Annotated in this window: 17 protein-coding genes; 11 read left to right on the top strand and 6 right to left on the bottom strand. The window is 64.2% G+C overall.

The window, feature by feature from the left end:
* Positions 1 to 3 precede the first annotated feature (3 nt).
* From QPK29_RS18710 to QPK29_RS18700, 3 genes are all read right to left on the bottom strand, one after another.
* On the bottom strand, positions 4 to 1,860 hold the full coding sequence (locus tag QPK29_RS18710) for a DUF885 domain-containing protein (protein ID WP_371770704.1): 1,857 nt from the start codon (positions 1,858 to 1,860) through the stop codon (positions 4 to 6).
* Positions 1,861 to 2,004: 144 nt separating this feature from the next.
* On the bottom strand, positions 2,005 to 6,189 hold the full coding sequence (locus tag QPK29_RS18705; RefSeq protein WP_371770703.1) for an SNF2-related protein: 4,185 nt from the start codon (positions 6,187 to 6,189) through the stop codon (positions 2,005 to 2,007).
* Entirely contained in the window at positions 6,186 to 8,141 is a 1,956-nt protein-coding gene (locus QPK29_RS18700; RefSeq protein WP_160407289.1) for a dipeptidyl-peptidase 5, read from the bottom strand. Before QPK29_RS18700 ends, QPK29_RS18705 begins: the two co-directional genes overlap by 4 nt.
* A 143-nt stretch (positions 8,142 to 8,284) precedes the next feature.
* Between QPK29_RS18700 and hemE the strand changes: the two genes are divergently transcribed.
* Together hemE and QPK29_RS18690 are read left to right on the top strand one after the other, a co-directional pair.
* Complete coding sequence (hemE, locus tag QPK29_RS18695; RefSeq protein ID WP_160407292.1) at positions 8,285 to 9,367, top strand: uroporphyrinogen decarboxylase; 1,083 nt, start codon at positions 8,285 to 8,287, stop codon at positions 9,365 to 9,367.
* A gap of 563 nt (positions 9,368 to 9,930) precedes the next feature.
* Complete coding sequence (locus QPK29_RS18690) at positions 9,931 to 11,937, top strand: primosomal protein N' (protein WP_056126165.1); 2,007 nt, start codon at positions 9,931 to 9,933, stop codon at positions 11,935 to 11,937.
* Positions 11,938 to 12,021: 84 nt separating this feature from the next.
* Here the strand turns inward: QPK29_RS18690 and QPK29_RS18685 are convergent, their stop codons facing one another.
* Complete coding sequence (locus QPK29_RS18685) at positions 12,022 to 13,074, bottom strand: RNA-guided endonuclease InsQ/TnpB family protein (protein WP_371770702.1); 1,053 nt, start codon at positions 13,072 to 13,074, stop codon at positions 12,022 to 12,024.
* 104 nt (positions 13,075 to 13,178) lie between these two features.
* Here QPK29_RS18685 and QPK29_RS18680 point away from each other — a divergent pair, with 104 nt between their 5' ends.
* Positions 13,179 to 14,615 (top strand): dihydrolipoyl dehydrogenase, encoded by a 1,437-nt coding sequence (locus QPK29_RS18680; protein WP_371770701.1) that lies wholly within the window; start codon positions 13,179 to 13,181, stop codon positions 14,613 to 14,615.
* Here the strand turns inward: QPK29_RS18680 and QPK29_RS18675 are convergent, their stop codons facing one another.
* Positions 14,616 to 15,101, bottom strand: a complete 486-nt coding sequence (locus tag QPK29_RS18675) for an SRPBCC family protein (protein ID WP_371763198.1) — start codon at positions 15,099 to 15,101, stop codon at positions 14,616 to 14,618.
* A gap of 180 nt (positions 15,102 to 15,281) precedes the next feature.
* Between QPK29_RS18675 and QPK29_RS18670 the strand changes: the two genes are divergently transcribed.
* Entirely contained in the window at positions 15,282 to 17,342 is a 2,061-nt protein-coding gene (locus QPK29_RS18670) for a UvrD-helicase domain-containing protein (RefSeq protein ID WP_056126171.1), read from the top strand.
* Between the two features lie 68 nt (positions 17,343 to 17,410).
* On the opposite strand, the gene QPK29_RS18665 is transcribed toward QPK29_RS18670, so the two are convergent.
* Positions 17,411 to 17,761 (bottom strand): hypothetical protein, encoded by a 351-nt coding sequence (locus QPK29_RS18665; RefSeq protein WP_371770774.1) that lies wholly within the window; start codon positions 17,759 to 17,761, stop codon positions 17,411 to 17,413.
* Between QPK29_RS18665 and QPK29_RS18660 the strand changes: the two genes are divergently transcribed.
* From QPK29_RS18660 to QPK29_RS18630, 7 genes are all read left to right on the top strand, one after another.
* On the top strand, positions 17,663 to 19,666 hold the full coding sequence (locus tag QPK29_RS18660) for a DUF4214 domain-containing protein (RefSeq protein ID WP_371770772.1): 2,004 nt from the start codon (positions 17,663 to 17,665) through the stop codon (positions 19,664 to 19,666). The genes QPK29_RS18665 and QPK29_RS18660 overlap by 99 nt on opposite strands.
* 85 nt (positions 19,667 to 19,751) lie before the next feature.
* Positions 19,752 to 19,955, top strand: coding sequence for a SlyX family protein (locus tag QPK29_RS18655; RefSeq protein WP_056126175.1), 204 nt, complete (start codon positions 19,752 to 19,754; stop codon positions 19,953 to 19,955).
* Between the two features lie 85 nt (positions 19,956 to 20,040).
* Positions 20,041 to 21,210, top strand: a complete 1,170-nt coding sequence (locus tag QPK29_RS18650) for a GNAT family N-acetyltransferase (RefSeq protein WP_371770700.1) — start codon at positions 20,041 to 20,043, stop codon at positions 21,208 to 21,210.
* A gap of 42 nt (positions 21,211 to 21,252) precedes the next feature.
* The gene (locus QPK29_RS18645; RefSeq protein WP_371770699.1) at positions 21,253 to 21,549 is read left to right on the top strand and encodes a DUF3144 domain-containing protein; all 297 of its coding nucleotides are present in this window, start codon (positions 21,253 to 21,255) and stop codon (positions 21,547 to 21,549) included.
* Between the two features lie 386 nt (positions 21,550 to 21,935).
* Complete coding sequence (locus tag QPK29_RS18640) at positions 21,936 to 22,367, top strand: hypothetical protein (protein WP_371770698.1); 432 nt, start codon at positions 21,936 to 21,938, stop codon at positions 22,365 to 22,367.
* Positions 22,368 to 22,384: 17 nt separating this feature from the next.
* Entirely contained in the window at positions 22,385 to 22,981 is a 597-nt protein-coding gene (locus QPK29_RS18635; protein ID WP_371763203.1) for a TMEM175 family protein, read from the top strand.
* 186 nt (positions 22,982 to 23,167) lie between these two features.
* Complete coding sequence (locus tag QPK29_RS18630; RefSeq protein WP_371770697.1) at positions 23,168 to 25,294, top strand: M3 family metallopeptidase; 2,127 nt, start codon at positions 23,168 to 23,170, stop codon at positions 25,292 to 25,294.
* Positions 25,295 to 25,348: the final 54 nt, after the last annotated feature.

Here is a 25,348-nt window from a genome sequence, read left to right as displayed (position 1 = left end):
GCGTTACTGCATCAGCTGGCCGATGATCTTCACCGGCGCATTTCCGTAACCGAGGAACTGGTCGTGGAATTGCTTGAGGTTGAAGCGCTCGCCCAGCTGTTCCTTGCGGCGCTCGCGCAGTTCCATGATGTCGCTGTAGCCGCTGAAATAACTGGAGAGCTGCACGGACGACAGCTGCGCGCGTTTCCACTTCTCGGCCGCTTCCTGCGGGGTCTGGAACGCCTGGCGCACGAGCAGGTCGATCGCCTGTTCGCGCGTCATGCCCAGCACGTGCACGCTGTAGTCGAGGATCGTGTTGGAGACGCTGCGCAAATTCCACTTGCACCACATCAGCCACAGCTCCGGCGCATTGTCGCCATAGCCCGATTCCAGCATCATGCGCTCGCCGTACACGGCCCAGCCTTCGACCATCGCGCCGTTGCCGAACAACGCCTTCACGAGCGACGGCGAACGGTTCGCGTTCATCAGCTGTGTGTAGTGGCCGGGGATCGCCTCGTGGATGTTCAGGATTTGCAGCATCCAGTTGTTGTACTCGCGCAGGCTGCTTTCGGCCTGCTCGGGCGTGAGGCCATCCAGCGGCGTCACGTTGTAATAGGTTTTATCCTTCGGACGGTACGGCCCCGGCGCGTCGATGCTGGCGCCGGCCACGCCGCGCTGGTACAGCGGCGTCTCGCGCACGACGAGCGGCTTGCTCGGATCGATCGTCACGAGGTTGTTCTTGATGACGTATTCCTGCAGCTGCGGGATCTGGCGGCGGATCTCGGGCAGGAAATCGGCGGCCGTCGTGTGCTGCAGCGAGAGCTTGTCGATCACCATGCCGATTTTTTGATAACGGTCCGCCGGCTTCGCGGCGCCGCCCATCGTCTTGTCCCACAGCTGGTCGGCGAGGCCGTCCATGCGCGTGAGGAGTTCGTCGCGCGCGGCCAGGGCTTTGCGGTAGGTCTGCTCGCCCGTGCTGGCGGACTGGATCTCGAACGCGAATTTTTGCTCGTACAGGTCCTTACCGATGCGGAACGAGCGCGCGCGCTGCATCTGCGACTGCGACTTGTCGAGGTCCGTCAGGAAGTCGACCCACGCCACCACCGCCGTGCCGGCGTTCGCGATGCGCTGCGCGAAGATCGCCTTCTCCTGCGGCGTCAGGATCGATTCCTGCGCGGCCTTGCCGAGGTCCGCCAGCACGACGAGCGTGCCCGGCGCCTGCTGGATCGCGAGTTGCGTGTGTTCGTGCGTCGGGTTGACGATGGACGCTTGCGCGGCCTGGTAGTACGCCGGCACGTCGGCCAGGCGTTTCAGGATCGTGCGCAGGCGCTGGGCCTTCGCGGCGTATTCCGTCGTCAGGATCAGGTCGAACGTCTGCGCGACGTTGTACTCGGCCGGGTTCCATTCGAACTCGCGGAACGTGGTCAGCTGCCAGCGCTCGTATTTCAGCTTGTTGAGGAGGACGGCGAGGTCGGTGCGCTGGTTCGGCGACAGTTTGTCGGCGTTCAGCTTGCCGAACTTGTCGAGCCACTCGTCGATGAACGCGAGCTTTTTCGCGCGCGTGGCGGCGTCGGGAATCGTCAGCTTCGCGGCGGCGTCGAACTTGCCGACGTAGATGCCGTCTTCCGGATCGATGCGCCACAGCGCGGTCACGAATTGCATGGACAGCGAGTCCATGTAGCGGTCGTTGCGGTTCTGCGGCGTGGCGACGGCGACGTGCGCGGCGGCCTTCTGTACCGGCTTGGCGGCGGCCTTGGCCTTCGGCTTGCTCTTGGCTTTGGCCGTGCTGGCCGCCTTGTGATGCGTCTTGGGACGCGCACTCGCCGGCGCCAGTGCGACGCTGGTCAGCAGGACGGCCAGTGCGATTTTCGATTTCATCATGTTCTATCTGCCTGGTTTATGGATGGGCCAGATGGGGGGCGCCAGATTAGCATCATTTGGCGCTTTTGCGGGCATCTGAAACAATACGTCACGCGCGCGTCGTGACGTGATCCGCCGCCAACGCGCCCGCAACGGCATGCATCCTCACCCGGTTTGCCACTCTTCGACGGACGCCGGACGCGGGCCCGACGACCCGGCGAGCCCCGCCTGCAGCATGACCAGCATGTCCGCCGGCGACAGGCGCGCGGCGACGTCCGTCCCTTCCAGCAGGCTGTCGGCGAGGTCGCGCTTGTGGCGGTGCAGGTCGACGATGCCTTCCTCGATCGTATGGCGCGCAACGAGCCGGTAGATCGTGACGGGCCGCTGCTGGCCCATGCGGTGCGCGCGGTCGCTGGCCTGGTCTTCCACGGCCGGATTCCACCACGGGTCCATGTGGATCACGTAGTCGGCCGCCGTCAGGTTGATGCCGACGCCGCCCGCCTTCAGCGAGATCAGGAACAGGTCGCCGTCGCCCGCCTGGAACGCGTCCACGCGGCGCTTCCGCTCCTGCATGGGCGTCGATCCGTCGAGGTACTGGTAGCGGATGCCGCGTTCGTCGAGATGCTTGCGGATCAAGGTAAGGTGGTCGACGAACTGGCTGAACACGAGCGCCTTGTGGCGGTTCTCCAGCAGTTCATCCGCGAGGCGCGCGAACGTCTCCAGCTTGCTGCTGCGGATGCCGCTCTCCGGCGCGACGAGGGCGGGATTGCAGCACGCGCGGCGCAGCTTCATCATTTCCGCGAGGATCTGGATCTGTTTTTGCGACTGCGGTGCCTCCAGCGCGGCGATGCGTTCCAGCGCTTCGCGCCGCAGCGATTCGTACAGCGCCGTCTCTTCTTCCGACAGCTGCACCGGCAGCACGATCTCGGTGCGCGGCGGCAGTTCGGACAGCACCTGCGCTTTTGTCCTGCGCAGGATGAACGGCTGCGTGAGGCGGCGCAGGCGCGTGCGCGCCGCCAGTTCCGCGCGCCGATCTTTATTAATACTGGAGGCCTTTTCGATCGGGCCGGCGAAGCGCAATTGGAACTGATCGCTCGTCCCGAGCAGCCCCGGATTGATGAAGCGGAACAGGTTCCACAACTCGCCCAGGTGATTTTCCAGCGGCGTGCCGGTGGCCACCATTTTGAAATCGCCCGTCAGCGCCATCACGGCGGCTGAGCGGCGCGTGTACGCATTCTTGATGGCCTGCGCCTCGTCCAGCACGATGGTGTGCCAGCGGATGCCGTCGAACAGCGCGGACTCCAGCTGCAGCAGGCCGTAGCTGGCGACGATCACGTCGAACGGTCCCGCGTCCTTCAGCATCGCGGCGCGGTCGCCGGGCCCGAACAGCTTCACGTTCAGCGTGGGCGCGAAGCGTTCCGCTTCCGCCAGCCAGTTGGTCGCGACGGACGTCGGCGCCACGACGAGCGTCGGCCCGCCCGGTGCGCGCGACAGGATCAGCGCGAGCGCCTGCAAGGTCTTGCCGAGTCCCATGTCGTCCGCGAGGCAGGCGCCGACGCCCCAGTGCGCGAGGCGCGCCAGCCACTCGAAGCCCTCGACCTGGTAATCGCGCAGCTCCGCCTGCAGGGTGTTCGGCAACTGCGGCCGGTATTCCGCGTTCGCCTGCATGTGCTTCAGGTGCGCGCGCCACGCCTTATCGGCATCGACGCCGCCCGCTTCCAGCGCCATCTCTTCCAGCGCGAAGCTGGCGAGCGGGTGGAAGCGCAGCGCTTCCTGGTCCGCGTCGCTGTAGGCGGAGAGGTCCATCAGGCGGCGGTGCAGCTCGTGCGTCAGTGCCAAAAACTGGTTGTCGCCGAGCGCGATGAAGCGGTCTTCGCGCACGCGCGCGAGCAGTTCGCGCAAGTCCATCACCTTGTTCTCGTCGACCTGCACTTCGCCGTTCGCCGCGAACCAGTCCTTGTCGCGCTGGATCTGCAGGCGCACGGACTTCGACGTGATCTTCTTCGATACGCGGAACGATTCGCCCTCCGGCCAGGCGACGACGACCTTCGCCGCGTCCAGTTCCTGCAGCTGCACGACGAGTTCCAGGCAGTGGATCGGCGCCGCGAGCAGCCATTCGCCATGTTCGTCTTCCGCGTGCTCCAGCGCCGGCAGGTCGGCCAGCAGCTGGCGCTCGGCCTCGCGCTCCGCATTCAGGTCGCGGCGCGCTTCCGTACGCACGCCGCCCACGTCCGCGATGACACTTTCCGTGCCGTCGCCCGGGCGGAAGTACGGACCGGCATCCGGCAACGGCCGCACCATCACCTGGATGCGCAGGCCCTGCTGGTAAGGCAGCAGGTTGATGTGCAGGCGCGGGTCGGCCGTCACTTGCTCGATGTCCGCCGCGCTGCCGCCGATGTCCGACTGCACGGTGACGATGGACGAGATGGCGCTGATCGCCTGCAGCACGCGCTTTTCCGCTTCGAGCGGCACGTCGAGCCCGTCGCCGACGATGGCGCCGATGCGCCGGTGCTCGTCTTTCACCCGCACGATGCGCAATCGCGTCGGCGTCTCCTTCGTGACGACGACTTCGCCCTGCTGCTCGCGCAGGGGCGGCACCAGCGTGATCATGACCTTGCCGCCACCGGCGCGCACGACCAGTTGCGGCTCGCCCGGCAGCAGTTCGACGCGCGTGCCCGGCGCATCCATCCAGAACAGCAGCGGATGGCCGGCCAGCGCGGCCACGGCCTTGTCCAGGTCGAATTCGTAGCGCGTGCCGGTGCCGCTGTAGTAGCGGTAGGCGCCGATGCTGCTTGCGACCTGCACGTCCTGCGCGGTCAGGAAGTCCAGCTCCGCCGCCTCTTCCGCGAGGCGCTTGAGGCCCAGCGGACGGCCGCGCGTCCAGCCGCCCTGCACGTCGCGCTTCTGTTCCCTCGGTTCGATGGCGCGGATGCCGAGGTGCGCGTCCCAGCTCACGAGCCACGCGAGACGCGATTCCTTGACCACCTCCACGTTCACGGCGGGCTGCAGGTTGATGAGGGCATTCAGCTGGCGTTCCCACGGCTGCTCGCGCTCGAACCACAGCGCGAGGTCGACGAAGCGGTGCTGCTGGCGCAGCGCGATCGCCTGCTGGTCGATGCCGACCATGCCCAGCTGCCCCAGCACCGAGGCGATCTGCGCCGCGATGAAGTCGAACCCGGCTTCCCGCGCGACGTCGAACTGCTGCTCCAGCATGGCGCGCTTGTCCGCCAGCTGCGGCATGCCGAGCCACCAGTGCAGCAGTGCGCGGAACATCACCGGCTGCAGGCTCGTCTCCCAGTTGCGCGACGGGAGCACCTCCGCATCGACCGTGCCGCCGCGGATCTGGCGCAGCATCGACAGTTGCTGGTACACCGCCGTATCGTGGCTTTGCACGGCGCGCGTGGCGCTGTCCAGGTAGGACTCCACGGCCTTCGCATGTTTCGGGTCGGCGCTCCTCAGCAGCGCCGTCACGTACAGGTGGCCGCCGATCCCTTCGAAGATGGCTTTTCTCTTGCCCGTCTCGCGCCGCAGCGCTTTCAACGCCTTGTCGAAGCCGGCCAGCGCTTGCTCCGTGTCGCCGCGCAGCAGTTGCAGCACGCTGCGGTAATGGAGTGTCGCCGATTCGTCGAGGTCGACGAGCAGGTCGGCCGCCGCATCGAGGCGACCGCACAGGATCAGGTGTTCCGCCAGCGCCGTGCGCAGCGCCATCGATGCGCCGCCCTGTGCCACGTGTTCTTCCGCATACGCGCGGATCGCGGGCGCGCTGGCCGGTTCGCGCTGCACGTGGTTGACGAGCACCGCGAGCACGTCGTCGCGTACGAGCCCGTTGATGCGCTCCATCAGGTCGGGCTCGAACGGGCGCGCGCAGATGTCGACGAGCGGATGCAGATAGGCCGCTTCGTGGCAGCGCAGGCACGCGGCCAGCAGCGGCGCGATGGCTTTCGGGCCTTCGCCGGCGAGCAGCGCGAAACGCAGCAGCGCGACACCCTGGCGGTAGCTGCGCAGCATGGGCGTGCCCTGCCAGTCGACGCGCAGCGGCGTCACCTGCTGGTAGACCTCGCGCAGCTCGTTGAGGCGGCGCGCACGCAGCGCCCACTGGATGGCGGGCCAGGCGACATCGGCGGCGATCGTGTAGCCGCGCGACGGCAGCTCGCCGATCAGGCCATCGGCGCGCAACCGCTCCAACGGCTCGGCCAGGTCTTCCTCGTTGCTGCTCGCTTCCAGCGGCGCCAGATGGTCGTGGATGCGCCGCCGTCCCATCGGCTCGCCGGCCAGCGCGAGCAAGGCCAGGATCAGCTTGCGGCGCTCGTCGCAGGCTTCCACGACCGCATGCAACACCTCATCGCTCATGCGGCAAGGTTCTCGATATCGATGGGCGGCAGGCTTTCGGGCACGGGGATGCCGAACACGCGCAGGTAGAAATACAGCTCCGCTTCCAGCGTGCGCACGATGCTGTCCGCCTTGCGGAAGCCGTGGCCTTCGCCGGCCAGCGTGATGTAGGCGACGGGCACGCCGCGCGCGCGCAGCGCGGACACCATCACTTCCGATTGCGGCGGCGGCACGACCTTGTCGTCGAGACCCTGGAAGAAGATCATCGGCCGGTGCAGTTTATCGGTGTGGTTGATGGGCGAGCGCTCGGCGTAGACCCGGTCGGCGCTTTCCTTCGGCGCGATCAGGTATTCGTTGTAGTGGGATTCGAATTTGTGCGAGTCCGCGTCCAGGCCTTTTAAATCCGACACGCCGTAGTAGCTGGCGCCGGCCTTGAACACGTCGTGGAAGGCGAGGGCGCACAGCGTCGTCAGGCCGCCGGCGCTGCCGCCGCGGATCACGAGGCGTTCGCGGTCGACGAGATCGTTGTCGACGAGGTACTGGGCGCCCGCGACGCAATCCTCGACGTCGACCACGCCCCATTGACCCTTCAGCAGGTCGCGGTAGGCGCGGCCGAAGCCCGTGCTGCCGCCATAGTTCACGTCCAGCACGGCGATGCCGCGGCTCGTCCAGAACTGCGTCGCCAGTTTCAGGGTGCTGGCCGCCATGCTCGTCGGGCCGCCGTGGCCGATCACCATCAGCGGCGGTAGCTCGCCCGGCTGCGGCGCGAAATCGCGGTTCGTGGGCGGGTAATAGAAGGCGTACGCGGTCCGGTCCGCGGTTTTCTCACCCTTGCTCGGGTAGCGGATGCTTTGCGGGACCGACAGATAGCTCACGTCGGGCAGCTGCTCGATCGAGCGCGCCAGCACGTTGCGCTGCCCGGTCGCGAGATCGATGCACGCGATTTCCGCCGCCAGCGTGGGCGCGCCGCCCAGCAGCGCGACCGTGTCGCCTTCGACCCGCAGTTCGCTGATCTGTTCGTACGGCGTGGCGATGGGTGTCAGGTGGCCGTTGCGCACGTCGAGCCGTGCGAGCTGGCTCACGCCATCCTCGATGTACGTGCAGACGATTTCCTGCGCCGAGCGGAAGCCGTACATGCTGTTCCCGAAGACCCAGTGCGGGCCGCCGAATTCGGCCGCGCGCGGGCACACGGGATGCACGACGCCGTGCTCGTAGCGGTACAGGTTCCACCAGCCGCTGCGGTCGGACACGAAGTACAGCGTGCCGTCCGGCGACCATTCCGGCTGCACGATCGCTTCGTCTGCCCCGCCCGCGATCAGGCGGCCGTCCAGCAGCGTGCCGTCTTCGCCGATCTCGGCCAGCCACAGTTCGGTGCCTTGCCACGGCATGCGCGGATGGTCCCAGCTCAGCCACGCGAGGTGAGTGCCGTCCGGGGAGATGCGCGGCGACGAATAAAAATCGTTGCCGTCGACGAGCACCGTGACCGTGCCGTCCGCGCCGAGCGCACTCAATGTGTTGTCCGGGTAGGTGCCGCCGGCAGAGTGATCTTCGCGCACGCCGATCAGGCGCCGGTGCGCGCGGTCCAGCACGAAGTCGGCCCAGCGCTCGTCGCCGCCCGCGCTGACGGGAACGGGTTCGCCGCTGCCGGCGCGGTCGAGGCGGTAGACGCGGTTGTCGGCGAAGTTCGAGAACCAGATGTGGCTGTCCGCGACGAGCGTGGCGCCGCCGCCGTACTCGTGCACGCGGGTGCGGGCGTTGAACGGGGCCGGCGTCAGTTCGTCGACCTGGCCGCCGCGGTTGCGCAGCAGCGTGTTGCGGCCGCCTTCGCTGGCGCGGCCGGCCAGCCAGAACACGTCGCCGCCGTCGAGCAGTACCTGCGACAGCGGCGTGGCGCCGGCCGCGACGACGGCGGCGGTGATCGGGGAGGTCCAGGTGCCGCAGGGCGCGGCCTGCTTGCGGGTGGTGTCGGTCATGGTCGGTTCTGGGACGGGCAGCGGGAAGAGAGGCATTATAAGTCTCTGCCGCGCGAGCGTATGTCCACGTGGATGCGGTGCGCGGGGCCCGGGGATGCGATAATAGAGGTTTGCCCACCCAACCCGCGAACGGATTGTCAGCCATGCCACAATTTGCCCCGCTCCAGAACGACACCTTCCTGCGTGCGCTGCTGCGCCAGCCGACGGACTACACGCCGGTGTGGCTGATGCGCCAGGCGGGGCGCTACCTGCCGGAATACCGCGCCACGCGTTCGAAAGCCGGTTCGTTCCTGGGCCTGGCCAAGAATCCGGATTTCGCGACCGAAGTCACCCTGCAGCCGATCGACCGCTATCCGCTGGACGCGTCGATCCTGTTCTCCGACATCCTGACCGTGCCGGACGCAATGGGCCTGGGCCTGTATTTCGAGGATGGCGAGGGCCCGAAATTCGAGCGCACCGTGCGCACGGAAAGCGATGTCGCCGCCCTGCGCGTGCCCGACATGGCGTCGCTGCAGTACGTGTTCGACGCCGTGACGTCGATCCGCACGGCCCTGAACGGCCGCGTGCCGCTGATCGGCTTTTCCGGCAGCCCGTGGACGCTGGCCTGCTATATGGTGGAAGGCGGCGGCTCGCGCGAATTCCACACGATCAAGAAGATGCTGTATTCGCGTCCGGACCTGATGCACCGCATCCTGGAGATCAACGCGGAAGCCGTCGCGCAATACCTGAACGCCCAGATCGACGCGGGCGCGCAGGCCGTCATGATCTTCGACTCCTGGGGCGGCGCGCTGGCCGACGGGGCTTATCAACAGTTTTCGCTCGCGTACATGGAGAAGGTCGTCGCGAAGCTGCAGCGTGAAAAGGACGGCGTGCGTATTCCGGCCATCGTGTTCACGAAGGGCGGCGGCCTGTGGCTGGACGCCATGGCCGATATCGGCGCCGACGCGCTGGGCCTGGACTGGACCGTCAACCTGGGCCGCGCCCGCGCGCAGGTGGGCGACCGCGTCGCCCTGCAGGGCAACCTCGATCCGGCCATCCTGTTCGCCGGCCCGGACCAGATCCGCACCGAAGTGGAAAAGGCGCTGGCCAGCTACGGCACGCCGTCCGCAGGCCACGGCCACGTGTTCAACCTGGGCCACGGCATCTCGCAATTCACCCCGCCGGAATCCGTGACGGCGATGGTCGACGCGGTCCACGACTTCAGCCGCCGCCAGCGCGCCGCCTGATCGTTCCACAGCGGCCGTGCTGCATTTTGTGCAGCACGGTGAGCAGGCAATCACACTTATTCACAAAAAATCGGATTCGATCAGCGTGGACTGTAGAAATGTACAGTGCCCGTCAAAATATGGTAAGTGATTGATTTGATTGTATTTAATGCTGGGCCAAGGGCGGCCTGGCGAGGTGCTCCCAGAGGAGTGACCGGTTATCCACCGAAGCTTTCAGCCTATTGTTCACAAAGTTATGCACAGGTTCTGTGAATAATCCGGAAAAGTGCTTGGTTTACCGTGGTTTACGGATTTTCTTCAAGTGTTGTATCAAGATTATGCTGCACTGCGCTGAAGTTTTTCACTGGAAAGGCACAGTTATGCACAGAAGCGCGCAAGCGATGGGATATTTCACCCGCTCAAAGTAGAAAATCGTAAGTCATTGAATTTATACGGAAAATTTCGGCATTTATGTAGAGAATTTCCTAACGTTTTGATCTAGCGTAAACCTTCTCCACGGTCAACTTTTCCATTTTCCACAAAGTTTTCCACAGTTTTCCACAGCTTCTCGACAAGGTACCGGATTGTCCCACTGCATCCTGCAAATCGCGCTCGACACGCCGCTCGACAGCCTGTTCGACTACCGCTGGGCATGCGAACCCGGCAGCGAGCCGGAAGTCGGGCAACTGGCGCTCGTGAACTTCGGGCGGCGCGAGGCGGTCGGGCTGATCGTCGCCGTCAAGCACGAGACGGACGTCCCGGCCGACAAGCTGAAGGATGCGCTCGCCGTGCGCGGCCAGTTGTCGCCGCTGCCGGCGCGGTGGATCGCGCTGGCGCGCTTCGCCGCCGCGTATTACCACCGGCCGCTGGGCGAGGTGGCGATGCCGGGCCTGCCGAAGAATGTGCGGCTGTCGACGACGGTGGCGCTGGACCGGGCGCTGAAAAAACTGGCCAAGCTGCCGGATGCGCACGATCCCACGCCGGCCGATATGCCTGTCCTGAACGCGGCCCAGCAGCAGGCAGCGGATGCGATCGGCGGCGCGCAAGGATTCAGTCCGCTGCTGCTGTACGGCGTCACGGGCAGCGGCAAGACCGAGGTCTACCTGCAGGCCTGCGCGCAAGTCCTGCAGCGCGATGCCGATGCGCAGATCCTGATCCTGGTCCCCGAGATCAACCTGACGCCGCAACTGGAAGCGAACATCCGCGCGCGCTTCCCGGGCGTGATGCTGGCCACGCTGCACAGCAGCCTCTCGGAAGGCGAGCGCATGCTGCACTGGCTGGCCGCGCACACGGGCCGCGCGCGCATCGTGCTGGGCACGCGGCTGGCGATCCTCGCGTCGCTGCCGAACCTGAAGATGATCGTCATCGACGAGGAGCACGATCCGTCGTACAAGCAGCAGGAAGGCCTGCGCTATTCGGCGCGCGACCTGGCCGTGTGGCGCGCGCGCCAGCTCGGCATCCCCATCGTGCTGGGCTCCGCGACGCCGTCGCTGGAAAGCTGGCACCACGCGCAGACGGGCCGCTACCGCAGGCTCGAACTGCGCGAGCGCGCCGTGCGCGACGCCGTGCTCCCGCGCGTGAAGCTGGTCGACATGGAGCGCGACAAGCCGAAGGAAGGCCTCACGTCGACGCTGATGCAGGCGCTGCGCCTGCGCATGGAACGGGGAGAGCAATCGCTGCTGTTCCTGAACCGGCGCGGCTATGCGCCCGTGCTGTGCTGCGAGGCGTGCGGCTGGATCAGCAACTGCACGCGCTGCACCGCGTTCATGGTCCTGCACCGGCCGGAGCGGCGGCTCCGATGCCACCACTGCTCATTGGAGCTGCGCATCCCGCATGCGTGCCCGACGTGCGGCAACATCGATTTGCAGCCGCTGGGCCGCGGCACGCAGCGCGTCGAGGAAGGTCTGCAGGCGCTGTTCCCGGACGCGCGCATCCTGCGCATCGACGCCGACTCCACGCGCCGCAAGGGCAGCGCGCAGGAGGCGTTCGACACGGTGCACCGGGGCGACGTCGACATCCTGATCGGAACGCAGATGGTCGCCAAGGGTCACGATTTCAAAAGGCTGACGCTCGTCGGCGTGCTGAATCCCGACACGGCGCTGTTCTCGCAGGACTACCGCGCCAGCGAGCGGCTGTTCGCGCAGCTGATGCAGGTCGCGGGCCGCGCCGGCCGCGCGGGATTGGAGTCGGAAGTGCTGATCCAGTCGCGCTACTGCCAGCATCCGCTGTACGGCGCCGTGATGCGGCACGACTACGACCGCTTTGCCGGCAGCCTGCTGGAAGAGCGCCACCAGGCCGCGCTGCCGCCGTATATGTACCAGGCGCTGCTGCGTGCCGAGGCGCCCGAGCTGGCGACGGCGATCGAATTCCTCGAGGCGGCGCGCGATGCGGTGCCGTCGGACACGGTCGTCATCAACGAGCCGATCCCGATGACGATGACCCGCGTGCACAACGTCGATCGCGCGCAGCTGCTCGTCGAATCGAATTCGCGGCCGGCGCTGCAGGCATTCTTGACCGAGTGGGTCGACGTGCTGCGGGCGATGAAGTCGCGGGTGCGGTGGTCGCTCGAGGTGGATCCGCTCGATATCTGAAAATTACTCACCTCCAAGCCGAGTTCTGCAAAAAAGCGTATCGTCACGCTCGTGAACTTCCCGGAGGTCAGTTGACGTCCTCCCCTAAAGGACGGGGATTCCTGCAGCCAGCGTCGCACGTCCGCGACGGAGAATGTTTATTGCAGCATTGATATCGCGATCATGTGTACGACCGCAAACACTACACTGCCACTCTCTTATTCCAAGGTCTGCGATACCTTTCGGCCGCGAATCGGGCATGGCGCCACAATTCGAACAGACTTGGGAAGTCAATCTCTCATCGACTTCCTCGAACCACGCGCCATGCTTAACAGCCTTGTACGCCAGTTGATGTCGGAAGGTCGACCAGCCCGCATCATGAACAGACTTGGCCATGCCGGTCCTGGCGAGTCTGGCGGCGGCCACATTGCCGACCGCGATATAGTCGAATTGCCGGACAATGCGGTCCGAGAGCTTGTGCAGAAAGTCGTTGCGACGGTTCGCGATCTTTGCGTGAATCGCCCTGACGCGCCGCTTCTTGTTGGCACGCTGTGCCACCGCGAGCGCTTGCTCGGCACCACGATAGATACGCTGCGCTTCAATTTTTTCGCCGGTGGAAAGCGTCGCGAAGTCTTTCAGGCCGAGGTCGATACCGACACCGCGCAACGGTCGGCGGGCACTGCTATCGGGCGTGACCACATCGATCACGATATTCAGGTACCAGTTCCCTCGCGCGTCGCGCGAAAAGTTGGTGCCATCCTTGATCTTCCCTTCGGGCAGCGGCCGGCTGTTAAAGACGCGGAAGGTATTGCCTGCGAAGCGAAACGCATCACCTTCACGCTTCAGTTCCCGTCCCTTGATCGGTACCCAACCCGAGGAACGCTTGCCGCGATAGCGGAGATAAGGTCGCTTCTTTTGCGAACGCGATTTCGCATACTGTTCGCAGACCGCATTCACCGTCCCCGAATGCAGGCCCAGTTCCTTGCTGCTGCCGGTCGTCAGCTTGTTCAGGTCAAAGCCCGAAAGCCAGGGTCGGCCAAAACGCAGAGCGTCCTTTTGCCGATCGTTGCAGTAATTCCAGACGAAGTTACACGCACGCGACTGCCTGTTGAGCAGCCCGTTAAGGGACTTCACCCGGTAACGATAAACCAGCATCATGCTGTGATTATAGGCAGCGTTTTTAGCAACCGAAAGGCATCGATTGCTGTGCAATCGGCTCTTTTCCTTCCCGCCCTGAAGGACGGGATTTCTCGGAGTACCTGATGAAAAAACTGAAGGTCGATGTCGCCGTGATCGGCGCCGGTACCGCCGGCCTCGTCGCCTACCGCGCCGCGAAGGCGCAGGGTGCGCGGACGGTGCTGATCGAGCGCGGCGTGTACGGGACCACGTGCGCGCGCGTGGGCTGCATGCCCAGCAAACTCCTGATCGCGGCCGCCGAGGCCGCCCACATGCTGCAGCTTGCGCCCCAGTTCGGCGTCCATCCGGGGACGACCCGCATCGACGGCGTCGCCGTGATGGCGCGCGTGCGGCGCGAGCGCGACCGCTTCGTCGGCTTCGTGGTCGAAGGCGTCGACGCGATGCCGGATGAAGACAAGGTGCGCGGCCATGCCCGCTTCGTCGATCCGCACACGCTGCAGGTCGACGACCACACGGAGATCGACGCCCGCCGCATCGTCATCGCCACCGGTTCGAGCCCCACGCGCCTGCCGACGCTGGAGAACGTGGGCCCCGGCGTGATCACGAGCGACGACGTGTTTTACTGGAACGACCTGCCGCGCTCGGTGGCCGTGATCGGCACGGGCGTCATCGGCCTGGAACTCGGCCAGGCCCTCGCGCGGCTGGGCGTGCGCACGCGCGTGTACGCGCGCGGCGGCAGCGTGGCGCAGTTGTCCGATCCGGTCGTGCTCAAGACGGCATCGCGCGTGCTGTGCGAGGAACTCGACATCCACTTCCAGTCGCGCATCCTGAAAGCGGAACAGGACGGCGACGACGTCGTGCTGACGACGGGCCGCCACGACGAAGCCATCACCGAACGGTTTCAATACGTGCTGCAGGCGGCCGGCCGCACGCCGAACGTGCATGGCCTGGGCCTGGAACACGCGGGCATCGCCCTGGACGACAGCGGCGTGCCGGTCTTCGATCCGCGCACCATGCAATGCGGGAACAGCCACATCTTCATCGCGGGCGACGCCAACCAGGAACGCCCCGTGCTGCCGGAAGCGGCCGACCACGGCAAGATCGCGGGCGACAATGCCGGCCGCTTCCCGGACATCCGCCCCGGCCTGCGCCGCGCGCCGCTGACGGCCGCGTTCACGGAACCGAACATCGTCACCTTGGGCGCCAGCTACAAGGCGCTGTGCGCACCGGGCAAATCGAAGTTCGCGGTGGGACAGGTGTCGTTCGAGAACCAGGGCCGCAGCCGCGTCATGTTGCAGAACAAGGGCATGCTGCGCGTGTACGGCGAATACCGCACGGGACGCTTCCTCGGCGCCGAGATGATCGCGCCGCGCGGCGAACACATCGGCCACCTGCTCAGCTGGGCCGTGCAGTCGCGCCTGACGGTGGACCAGATGCTGGAGATGCCGTTCTACCACCCCGTGATCGAAGAGGGCGTGCGCACGGCGCTGCGCGATCTCGCCGCCAATCTCGCCAAGGGAGAAAGCGACATCGATCCCGACTCGGTCGAGCCGGGAACGTGATCAGTTGAGCAGCGAGGCGTCCAGCTTCCCTTCGGACGCCAGCTGCCGCACGATCTTGATCGTATCGATGTCGGCTTCCTGGTAGGCCGACTTCTTGAAATCCTCGTACATGCGGCCCGTCTCGTCGGTCGCCGACGGATTGCCGTCGTCGTACAGGAAACGCACCCACATCACGCCCTCGGACGGCGCCTCGATGGTCATCGTCAGCAGCGACTGGGCAATATCTCCCTGCGCCGGCACTTCGTAGCGGACTTCGTGCAGCGGGTGCAGAACCACCTTGTCGTCGATGACCAGGTCGCCATAGCGCAGGCGGCGCATGAAGCTGCCGCTTTCGCGCTCGCTGATCGTGCATTCGTCCAGGTGCGGCACGAACATCTTCGGATCTTCCGCGCGCAGCACGAGGCCGCGCCACAGTTGTTCGCGTGTCATGGTGTCCGCCAGCGGATTCAGCGGGTCGTTAATCTCGATCAGGTGCTCAAATTTCATGTTGTATCCCTCGTTGGCTGCTGCCCGGTCATGTTAGCGCATGCTTGGCGGGACTGATGCAAAACGCACATGTGGAGGCGGCTTGCGGTTTACTCAAGCGGCGTCGTGGATTCGACACGAACGTTACGCACGAGCTTCCAGCTTCGCTACAATGCTGAGCTGTCCTCTCCAATATTTCCAATGTCCAACACCCCGAATTTCGGCCTGAACGGTCCGCAAAGCGAAGCCGTGCTCTATCTCGACGGTCCGTGCCTGGTGCTGGCCGGCGCCGGGTCGGGCAAGACGCGCGTCATTACGCAAAAGATCGCCTACATGATCGAGCACCGCGGCTACGATCCGCGCACGATCGCGGCCCTCACGTTCACGAACAAGGCCGCGCTCGAGATGCAGGAGCGTATCGCCAAGCTGCTCAAGCAACCCAAGCAGGCCAAGCAGCTGACGGTGTCCACGTTCCACTCGCTGGGCGTGAAAATCCTGCGCCAGGAAGCGGCCGGCGTTGGCCTGAAGGACAAGTTTTCCATCATGGACAGCGACGACTGCTACACCGTCGTCTCCGACCTGGCCGTCACCACCGACAAGCAGGAAATCCGCCGCATCCAGAACGCGATCTCGCTGTGGAAGAACGGCCTCGTCGACCCCGAGGACGCGATCAGGGACGCACGCGACGAGGACGAGGCCCAGGCCGGCCGCATCTACCGCAGCTATGTCGCGACCCTGCAGGCCTACCAGGCCGTCGACTTCGACGACCTCATTCGCCTGCCGGTGGAATTGTTCCGCAATAACGAGCCGATCCGCGACCGCTGGCAGCGCCGCCTGCGCTACCTGCTGATGGACGAGTACCAGGACACCAACACCTGCCAGTACGAACTGGTCAAATTGATGGTGACGGGCCTGGGCAAGAAGCCGATGTTCACGGCCGTGGGCGACGACGACCAGGCGATCTATGCTTGGCGCGGCGCGTCGGTGGAAAACCTGCGTACCCTGCAGACGGACTTCCCCGACCTGAACGTGATCAAGCTGGAGCAGAACTACCGCTCCACGACGCGCATCCTGCAGGCGGCCAACGCCGTCATCGGCAACAACCCGAAACTGTTCGAAAAGTCGCTGTGGTCCGAGCACGGGCTGGGCGAGCCCATCAAGGTTCTCGGCATGCCGAACGACGAGACGGAAGCGGACCAGATCGCCATCATGATCTCGGCCGACCATTTCCAGCGCAAGAACAAATGGTCCGACTTCGCGATCCTGTACCGCGGCAACCACCAGGCCCGCGTGATCGAGCAGGCGCTGCGCAAGGAGCGCATCCCGTACACGATCTCGGGCGGCCAGAGCTTCTTCGACAAGGCCGAGATCAAGGACATCATCGCCTATCTGCGCCTGATCGCGAACCAGGACGACGACCCGGCCTTCATCCGCGCCATCACCACGCCCAAGCGCGGGGTCGGCATGACCACGCTGGAAAAGCTGGGCGAATTTTCCGGGCAATGGAACTGCTCGCTGTTCGAGGCGGCACTGAAGGGTGGCATCGAAGCGCTGCTGCAGGAGCGCCAGCTGTATCCGCTGCGCGAGTTCTGCCACTGGATCAACGAGCTGGAATCGCGCGCCACGCGTCCGGGGCCGTCCGGCAGTGGCGACCATGCCGCCGAGCTGATCGACGACATGATGAAGGAAATGAATTACGAGCACTACCTGTACGAGAACTTCGACGACAAGGCGGCGCAGGGCAAGTGGCAGAACGTGCTCGAGTTCCTGAACTGGCTGAAGGAGCGGGGCCGCGGCGGGCGCGACCGTGACGGCGAAGAAAAGAACTTGCTGGAATTGACGCAGATGGTGGCGCTGATGTCCATGCTCGAGGGGCAGGACGAGGAACAGGATGCCGTCCGCATGTCGACCCTGCACGCCTCGAAGGGCCTCGAGTACCCGCACGTCTACCTCGTCGGTTGCGAGGAGGGCATCCTGCCGCACAAGGGCGATCCGGACGACCCCGTCGAGAAGATCGCCGCCCGCATCCAGGAAGAACGCCGGCTGATGTACGTGGGCATCACGCGCGCCCAGCGCAGCCTGCACGTCACGTGGTGCAAGAAGCGCAAGCGGGCAGGCGAGCTCGTGCATTGCGACCCGTCGCGCTTCATCAAGGAAATGGCACTTGACGTGGGCGATGCGCCGCCGAAGGAAAACGAAATCCTCACGCCCAAGGAACGTCTTGCCAGCCTGAAGGCGTTGCTGGCCACGCCGAAAGTGTGACGTTCAGCCCCAAGGGTGCGCACGATTGAAATTCTTATTTGACTTCAACTGTTGCGCGGGAAATACTTTCATGAATCAATTTTCACGCAGCAAGCATCGTTAATTTCATGGCTACCGTATCTGACATCACGACCACGCCCCTGTCCGGCTTGAACTACATCGATGCCCTGCTCGATACCGGCCCGGACTGGAACTATTTGACGGATGAATTTGGAAAAACCGTCTATAGACTTACTTATACGTTTTCCATCGCGTCCGGTAACGAAGATCCAAAAGACGCAGAAAAGAATTTCACGGGTGCCCAGCAGGCCTTCACAGCTATGCAGCAGCAGGCTGCTCGTCTCGCCATTAAAGATCTTGAGCAGATCACGGGCATAGAGTTTGTCGAGACCACCGAAGGTAGCGATGCGCAGATTCATTTGTCGTACGCTAACCTGATAGCCACGAACGTGACCGGCCTGTGCAGCTGGCACAGCAGTTTCCCCAACAGCGGAGATCAAGTCACCGGCTACGATGCCGATGCCTATGTTTACCTCGACAACGACGCGATCTGGGGCGCGCAGAATGCGAACCTGAGCAAAGGCGGCGACGGCTACGAGACGCTGCTGCACGAACTGGGCCATGCGCTCGGCCTCAAGCACCCGTTCTACGAAGCGGACTATACGGGCGACAACAAAGCCGTGCTGCCGGACGCGCAGGACAACACGGCCTATACCTTGATGTCCTACGACGCCAATGGCGGCCCGTACGCGGCGTACCGCGACTACGACCTCGCCGCATTGCACTGGCTGTACGGGGACGATGGCCTTGGTGGCGCGCAGGGCATGAACTCGACCGGCGGCGGGCGCTACATCATGGGAACCAGCGGTACGGACACCCTCACCGGAACGAGCGCCGATGACAAGCTTGCTGGAAATGGAGGAAACAACATGATCGACGGAGGAGCAGGAAACGATACCGCCGTATTCAGCGGCGCGCGCATCGATTACACGTTCACGAAGCTTGCCAACGGCGACTTGCAGGCCGTCGACAAGACCGGCACCACGACATTGCATTCGATCGAACTGATCCAGTTCGGCAGCAGCCAGGCCGTCAGTGCCAGCACGGTCCTCAGCAGCGACACGACGCCGCCCGGCGCGCCGGTGATGGCGGTCACCCGCAACGGCGACGGCTATGCGCAGGGCAGCCAGCCGTACGTGAGCGGTACCGCGGAAGCCAATGCCGTCGTCAAGATCTACACGGCCAACAACGTGCAGGTCGGAACCGCCCAGGCCGATGCGAAAGGCGTGTGGAGCACGAACCTGAGCCCGTTCGCCGACGGGGTCGGCTACACGATCTACGCGACCGCCACGGATACCGCCGGCAATATTTCGACGCACAGCGGCACGGCGACGTTCAACGTCGACGCGACCCCGCCCGTCATCCCGACCTTCGGTCTGCAATACGCGTCGGGCGACAACATCGCCACGTTCAGCGGCACCGGCGAAGCCGGCACGCTGATCCAGGTGGTGCGCGCGGGCGCGACCGTCGACGACTATATCGACATCGCCACCACCACCGTCCGCCTGGACGGCTCGTGGTCCGTGACCACGTCGCCGCTGCCCAATGCCGGCTACCAGGTCAACGTCGTCTCGTCCGACAAGGCGGGCAACGCCACCGCCAGCCTCAACAGCGCAACGTTCACGGTGGCGAACAGCGCCTTCCAGGGCGGTACGGCCAAGGACGACGTGATCAAGGTGACGGCCGCGAACGGCGGTCATGCGATCGACGGCGGCGCGGGCCGCGACACGGCGGTTATTGCGGGCAAGTTTGCCGATTACACGGTGGGCAAGGAAACGTGGGGCTACGGGGTCACGGACAAGCTGGGCAGCGGCGGACACGATTCGCTCATCAACGTCGAGCGTCTGCAATTCAACGACGTCAATGTCGCGCTGGACATCGACGGTCCCGCGGGCCAGGTCTACCGGCTGTACAAGGCCGCGTTCGACCGTGAACCCGATCCCCAGATCAATTACTGGATCGATCGGGTCGACCATGGCCTGCAACTGGAAGACATGGCGAAGGAGTTCATGACCAACCAGCCCGAGTGGGACAAGATGTATGGCAAGACCCCGTCCAACGCCGACTTCCTGACGAACCTGTATGCCCACGTCCTGCACCGCGGGCCGGACGGCGAAGGTTACGCATTCTGGCTGAATGCGCTGGACACCAAGATCGCCACGCGCGAACACCTGCTCGCTTTCTTCAGCGAAAGCCCGGAAAACCAGTTGCAGGTGATCGGCTCGATCGAGAACGGCTTTACCTATACGCCTTTCGGCGCCTGACGCCGATGCACGCAGACGGCCGCCGCGACTGGCGGCCTTTTTTTCGCCCACGTATCATGCAGCTTTTACTTCACCGGACATCCACGTGAGCGACGAAAACCGTTTCATCGACATCGAAATCAAGCTGGCCGACCAGGAAAACCTCGTCGATACCCTCAACCGCACGATCTACGAGCAGGGCCGCCGCATCGACCAGCTGGAAGCCATGGTGGCCAAGCTGGCCGACCACGTGCGCGCGCTGCGTGACGCGGGGCAGGGCCCGCTCAACGAGCGGCCGCCGCATTATTGACGCATCACCAGCAGTCCATATCGATTTTTACAAGATGTCACCCGCGGTCCTTGCCTAATCTGTGATTTTTTTGGCGGGGGCCGACATGATAGCCATACGGAGTCTCGGGACGAGTCCGCTCGCGCTGCCTGCGCCATGGGGCACGCGTCCCCGCGCGGCGCGCTGCCCCGACAGGTTCGAGCTGAACGTTGCGACCGCCTATCACGACCGTCCGGACATCCTTGCGGCGTGGCACCGGATGCTGGCCGCGGCGGCCGGTCCGGAAACGCTGTACCAGTCGCCCCAATTCTTCAACCACCTGATCGACATGGATCGAGGGCGGGACGCGAACCACGAATTGTTCATCGTCCGCCGCAGTGTCGATTACGCGATCGTCGGCTTCGTTCCCGTGCGCACCCTGCCGTGCCGGATCGCGTTCCATGCCGGCCCCGTGCCGTTGTTCGGGCGGACATTGCGCGCCTGCCAGGTCCTCGGCAGCGTTCCGTTGCTGGACCCGGCGGAACCGGGCCTCGCCGAATTCATCGCGCAGCAACTGCTCGACCGATTTGCGCACTGCCACGTGCTGTACCTGCAGGCCGTGCCGCAAGACGGCTGGAAAAGCATCGCGGGCGTGGCGGCGTACGTGCTGAACGGCTGGCGCGCGTGCCATACGCAGCCGCTGCCGGACAGCGTCGACGCCTATTTGAAGCATTTCAGCGCCAAGAAGCGCTACAACCTGTCGCGCCAGGTCCGCCTGCTGACGGAAGCGGCCGGCCCGTTGCACGTGCTGCGCATCGTCCGGCCCGGCCAGGTCGGGGCCATGCTGGACGCCATGATCGCCACCGACGCCTCCCGCGCCGCCGGGCGCGCCGGCGAGCAGGCGCGCCTGGAGAGCCTGGCGCGCCATGGCCTGCTGCTGTCCTACGTGATCCGTTGCGGCGAGAACGACGTCGCCGTCGTGTACGGCATGCGCTCGGCGTCCGTCTGGCATGTCTATAAAATTCTGTGCCGGCAGGATTACCTGCACCTGTCGGCCGGCACCAGCGCGATCCACCTGGCCGTGCAGGACGTGCTGGCCCATTTCACGTTCGACCACATCGACTTCGGTTACGGCACGCCGCACGCGGAATTCCGCTCCACGCATGTGCTGCAGACACGCGGCCTGGTCCTGCTGCACCGCGCGCGCAGCGGGACGGCCTGGCTGTTGAACGTCCACGGCCGCTACGATGCGCTGAACGGCGCGCTGATCCGCCAGGTGAAGCGGTTGCGGAAATGACTGTTATAGTGGCGGCACCTTTACCTCAATCCACGATGACTCATGAGTGACAACGCCCCCAGCCCGGAATTCTTCGACCGCGCCAACGCCCTCATCAACCTGGCGAACGACCAGTGCGCGTCGACCCATCCGAGCGAAGTCAGCGCATCGACGCTGTACGCCTCGGCGCGCTTCAACGCGTTCATCGTCGCGGCAACGACCGGCAGCGCGCAGACCATGACCTCGGAAAAGGCGCGGGCGCTGGAGTATTTCACCGACCAGTTCCGCAAGATGATGGAAGCGAATCTCGACGATTTCATCGAGAACTTCGACACCTACATGAAGCGGGCGGAGAAGTAAGCGCCTGCGCTCCACACATGGCCGCCGCGTGCGGCCATTTTTTTATGCAGGGAAATAGCGTTCAAGCGGTACGCCCGCGGCGGCGGTTATCATGATGTCATTGTGAACTGAAGAGGTATCGATGGTGCAATTCGAATTCAGGCCGCAGTGGAAAGAGGAACTGCTTTGCTCTTGCGCCCTTGGTTCATTCACGTTGGACATGCCGATGGGCGTCACGTCCGTGTACCTGCCAATCAAGGCGTGTTGGCATGAGGCTGCGCCACCATGGGCATCGGAACTTTGGGACACGTTGCACCAGCAATTGCGAGCGTGGTGTGAAGAGAGAAATATTCCCCTTTATTTTTGTTAGTGCCACAACAATTACCTGTCAACCACAAGGACGTCGTATGAAACCTGCCGAATCGGTAACAGCATTCCAGGACTTCACTGCATCGAAAGGCATCGATTTGAATGCGTCAACGCCACGAGAAGGTATCGAAGCAATGCTTGAGTTTCGTGCCCAGGCCGCATGTGTTGCATGTTCCGACGATATGTTGCTGTACCAGTGGGGAACCTACGACTGGGGAAACGGAAAATACTTCGAACTTGACATCACGCGTCAATTCATTGAAGCAGAGCTCGAGGATGACGACGCGATCAGCCAGCTGAGCCTTACATACAAGTACCAGCCAAGCGCTGAGCTGGATGCGCTCGGAACGAGTAACTGCTGGGAGGATGCAACACCGGACTTTCGCCGGTTCATCCTTACGTCCGCCCCATTTATTTCGGTTGCAGACGCAAAAGCGGATCAGATCGATCTCCGCCATTCTTACGTATAACGTTCACGAGAAAAGAGATGGGCAAAACTCGACTGGAAGCCTTCAGCGACGGCGTCATCGCCATCATCATCACCATCATGGTGCTGGAACTCAAAGTCCCGCACGGCGCCACGTTCGACGTGCTGCTGCCGCTGTGGCCCGTCTTCATGAGCTACGTGCTCAGTTTCATCTACGTGGGCATCTACTGGAACAACCACCACCACATGCTGCACGCCGTGAAGGAAGTCAGCGGCGGCGTCCTGTGGGCCAATCTGCACCTGCTGTTCTGGTTGTCGCTGATCCCGTTCGTTACCGCGTGGATGGGCGAGAACCATTTCGAGAGCGGACCGACCGCGGCGTACGGCTTCGTCCTGTTCATGTGCTCCGTCGCCTATCTGATCCTGGTGCAGGTGTTGACGGCGAATCATCCGAAGAACGCGGCGCTGGCCGAGGCGATCGGCAAGGATCGCAAGGGCAAGCTGTCGTGCGTGCTGTATCTCTGCGGCGTCGCCCTGTCGTGGTTTGGCGCCTGGCTCGGGTTTCTCGTGTATGCCGCCGTCGCCATCGTGTGGCTGATTCCGGACCGGCGCATCGAGGAAAAAGTGGCACAGGAAGAGCAATCGGAGCGGGGCTGAGTCCCCCACAAAGCCTTTTTTTAGGCCGTAAATATGTAACTTACGGCAATATCCCTGCTATCCTTAGGGCGCACTTCACCGCCGGGTTCGTCCCGGCGGTTTCCATTATGGAGTGCACGAGCAAGAAGAGATCGGTCCGTGGCACAAGCACGGTCGGATCCGACAACCCTCCGGAGAGCCCAAAGAATGAACCGTTCGCACATCCTGGCCGTCGCTGTTACCGCAGCCGTCGCCAACCTGGCCCATGCCGCCCCCGCTTCGCTGCTGCCCGCGTCCAACCCGTTCGCCAAGCCGAGCACCCTGCAGTTCCAGTACCCGGCCTTCGACAAGATCAAGAACGAGGACTTCGCGCCGGCGTTCGAAGAAGGCATGCGCCAGCAGTCGCTGGAGATCGATGCCATCGCCAACAACAAGGCAGCGCCGACCTTCGACAACACGATCGTCGCGATGGAGCGTTCGGGACTGCTGCTGAACCGCGTCTCGACCATCTTCTACAGCCTCGTCGGCGCCAATACCAATCCCACGCTCGACGCGCTCGACAAGGATCTCGCGCCGAAACTGGCCGCCCACAGCGACAAGATCCGCCTGAACGACAAGCTGTTCAAGCGCATCCAGACGCTGTACGACAAGCGCGCCAAGCTGCACCTCGATCCGGAATCGGCCTACCTGCTCGAGCGTTATCACACCGACTTCGTGCGCGCAGGCGCGAAGCTGTCCGCCGCCGACAAGGAAACACTGAAAGCCTATAACGGCAAGATCGCCGCCCTGCAGACCCAGTTCAGCCAGAACGTGCTGAAGGAAGCGAATGCGTCGGCGCTCGTCGTCGACAAGCGCGAAGAACTCGCCGGCATGTCCGACAAGGCCATCGACGCCGCCGCCGCGCTGGCGAAGAAGGATGGTCTCGACGGCAAGTTCAAGGTGCCGGTCGTGAACACGACGCAGCAGGCGCCGCTGTCCGTGCTGACCAACCGCGCGACGCGCGAAAAACTGCTGGCCCTGTCGCTGGCCCGCGGCAGCCACGGCGGCGATTACGACAACCGCCAGGTCGTGCTGGACCTGGCCAAGGCACGCGCCGAACGCGCGAAGCTGCTGGGCTATCCGAACCACGCCGCGTACATGCTGGAAGACCAGACCGCCAAGACGACGGACGCCGTCAACAACCTGCTGGCCGAGTTCGCCAAGCCGGCCGTGCGCAATGCGAAGAAGGAAGCGGCCGAGATCCAGAAGGTCATCGATGCCGACGGTGGCAAGTTCCAGGCGACCGCCTACGACTGGAATTACTACACGGACAAGGTACGCCAGGCACGCTATGCGTTCGACGAAAACCAGCTGCGTCCCTATTTTGAGTTCAACAACGTGCTCGTGAACGGCGTGTTCTTCGCCGCCACCAAGGAATACGGCATCACGTTCAAGGAACGCCACGACCTGCCGGTGTACAACCCGGACGTGCGCGTGTTCGACGTGTTCGATGCCGACGGCAAGCAACTGGCGATCTTCCTGCACGACCCGTATGCCCGCTCGAACAAGCGCGGCGGCGCGTGGATGAATGCGTATGTCGGCCAGAACAAGCTGCTGGGCACGCATCCGGTCATCGCGAACCACCTGAACATCCCGAAGCCGGCCGCGGGCGAGCCGACCCTGCTGACGTACGACGAAGTGCGCACGATGTTCCACGAATTCGGCCACGCGCTGCACGGCATGTTCTCGAACGTGAAATACCCGCGCTTCTCCGGCACCCGCGTACCGCGCGACTACGTCGAGTTCCCGTCGCAGGTCAACGAGATGTGGATGGCCTGGCCGGAAGTGCTGGCGAATTATGCAAAGCACTACCAGACGGGCGCGGCCATGCCGAAGGAGTTGCTGGATAAAGTCCAGGCCTCGTCCAAGTTCAACGAGGGTTATCGCACGACCGAGTACCTGGCCGCAGCTATCCTCGACCAGAAATGGCATCAACTGGGCGCCGGGCAGATCCCGGCCGACGTGCTGGGCTTCGAGGCGACGGCGCTGCACGACGCCGGCGTCGACTTCCCGCTCGTCCCGCCGCGCTACCGCACGACGTACTTCTCGCACGTGTTCTCGGGCGGCTATTCGGCCGGCTACTACGGCTACCTGTGGGCCGAGAAGCTGGACGCCGACACCGTCGAATGGTTCAAGGAACACGGCGGCCTGACGCGCGCGAACGGCGACCGCTTCCGCCAGATGCTGCTGTCGCGCGGCGGCACGATGGATGCGATGGACATGTACCGCAACTTCCGCGGCCGTGATGCGAAGATCGAGCCGCTGCTGGAGCGCCGTGGCCTGACGGGCGAGTAATCCCGACGACAAGGGCGGCGCGCCAGGCCGCCCTTATCGGGTGTAGACTTCTCA

It is taken from the genome of Massilia orientalis (genome assembly GCF_030411975.2).
Taxonomy (GTDB): domain Bacteria; phylum Pseudomonadota; class Gammaproteobacteria; order Burkholderiales; family Burkholderiaceae_D; genus Telluria; species Telluria orientalis.
The sequence above is the reverse complement of the archived record's forward strand: the minus strand, read 5'-3'. Positions and strand labels throughout refer to the sequence as shown.

Coding starts and splice junctions, on each gene's coding strand:
- QPK29_RS18710 (WP_371770704.1), bottom strand. CDS start 1,860: ATGATGAAATCGAAAATCGCACTGGCCGTCCTGCTGACCAGCGTCGCA.
- QPK29_RS18705 (WP_371770703.1), bottom strand. CDS start 6,189: ATGAGCGATGAGGTGTTGCATGCGGTCGTGGAAGCCTGCGACGAGCGC.
- QPK29_RS18700 (WP_160407289.1), bottom strand. CDS start 8,141: ATGACCGACACCACCCGCAAGCAGGCCGCGCCCTGCGGCACCTGGACC.
- hemE (WP_160407292.1), top strand. CDS start 8,285: ATGCCACAATTTGCCCCGCTCCAGAACGACACCTTCCTGCGTGCGCTG.
- QPK29_RS18685 (WP_371770702.1), bottom strand. CDS start 13,074: ATGATGCTGGTTTATCGTTACCGGGTGAAGTCCCTTAACGGGCTGCTC.
- QPK29_RS18680 (WP_371770701.1), top strand. CDS start 13,179: ATGAAAAAACTGAAGGTCGATGTCGCCGTGATCGGCGCCGGTACCGCC.
- QPK29_RS18675 (WP_371763198.1), bottom strand. CDS start 15,101: ATGAAATTTGAGCACCTGATCGAGATTAACGACCCGCTGAATCCGCTG.
- QPK29_RS18670 (WP_056126171.1), top strand. CDS start 15,282: ATGTCCAACACCCCGAATTTCGGCCTGAACGGTCCGCAAAGCGAAGCC.
- QPK29_RS18660 (WP_371770772.1), top strand. CDS start 17,663: ATGCAGCAGCAGGCTGCTCGTCTCGCCATTAAAGATCTTGAGCAGATC.
- QPK29_RS18665 (WP_371770774.1), bottom strand. CDS start 17,761: ATGAATCTGCGCATCGCTACCTTCGGTGGTCTCGACAAACTCTATGCC.
- QPK29_RS18650 (WP_371770700.1), top strand. CDS start 20,041: ATGATAGCCATACGGAGTCTCGGGACGAGTCCGCTCGCGCTGCCTGCG.
- QPK29_RS18645 (WP_371770699.1), top strand. CDS start 21,253: ATGAGTGACAACGCCCCCAGCCCGGAATTCTTCGACCGCGCCAACGCC.
- QPK29_RS18640 (WP_371770698.1), top strand. CDS start 21,936: ATGAAACCTGCCGAATCGGTAACAGCATTCCAGGACTTCACTGCATCG.
- QPK29_RS18635 (WP_371763203.1), top strand. CDS start 22,385: ATGGGCAAAACTCGACTGGAAGCCTTCAGCGACGGCGTCATCGCCATC.
- QPK29_RS18630 (WP_371770697.1), top strand. CDS start 23,168: ATGAACCGTTCGCACATCCTGGCCGTCGCTGTTACCGCAGCCGTCGCC.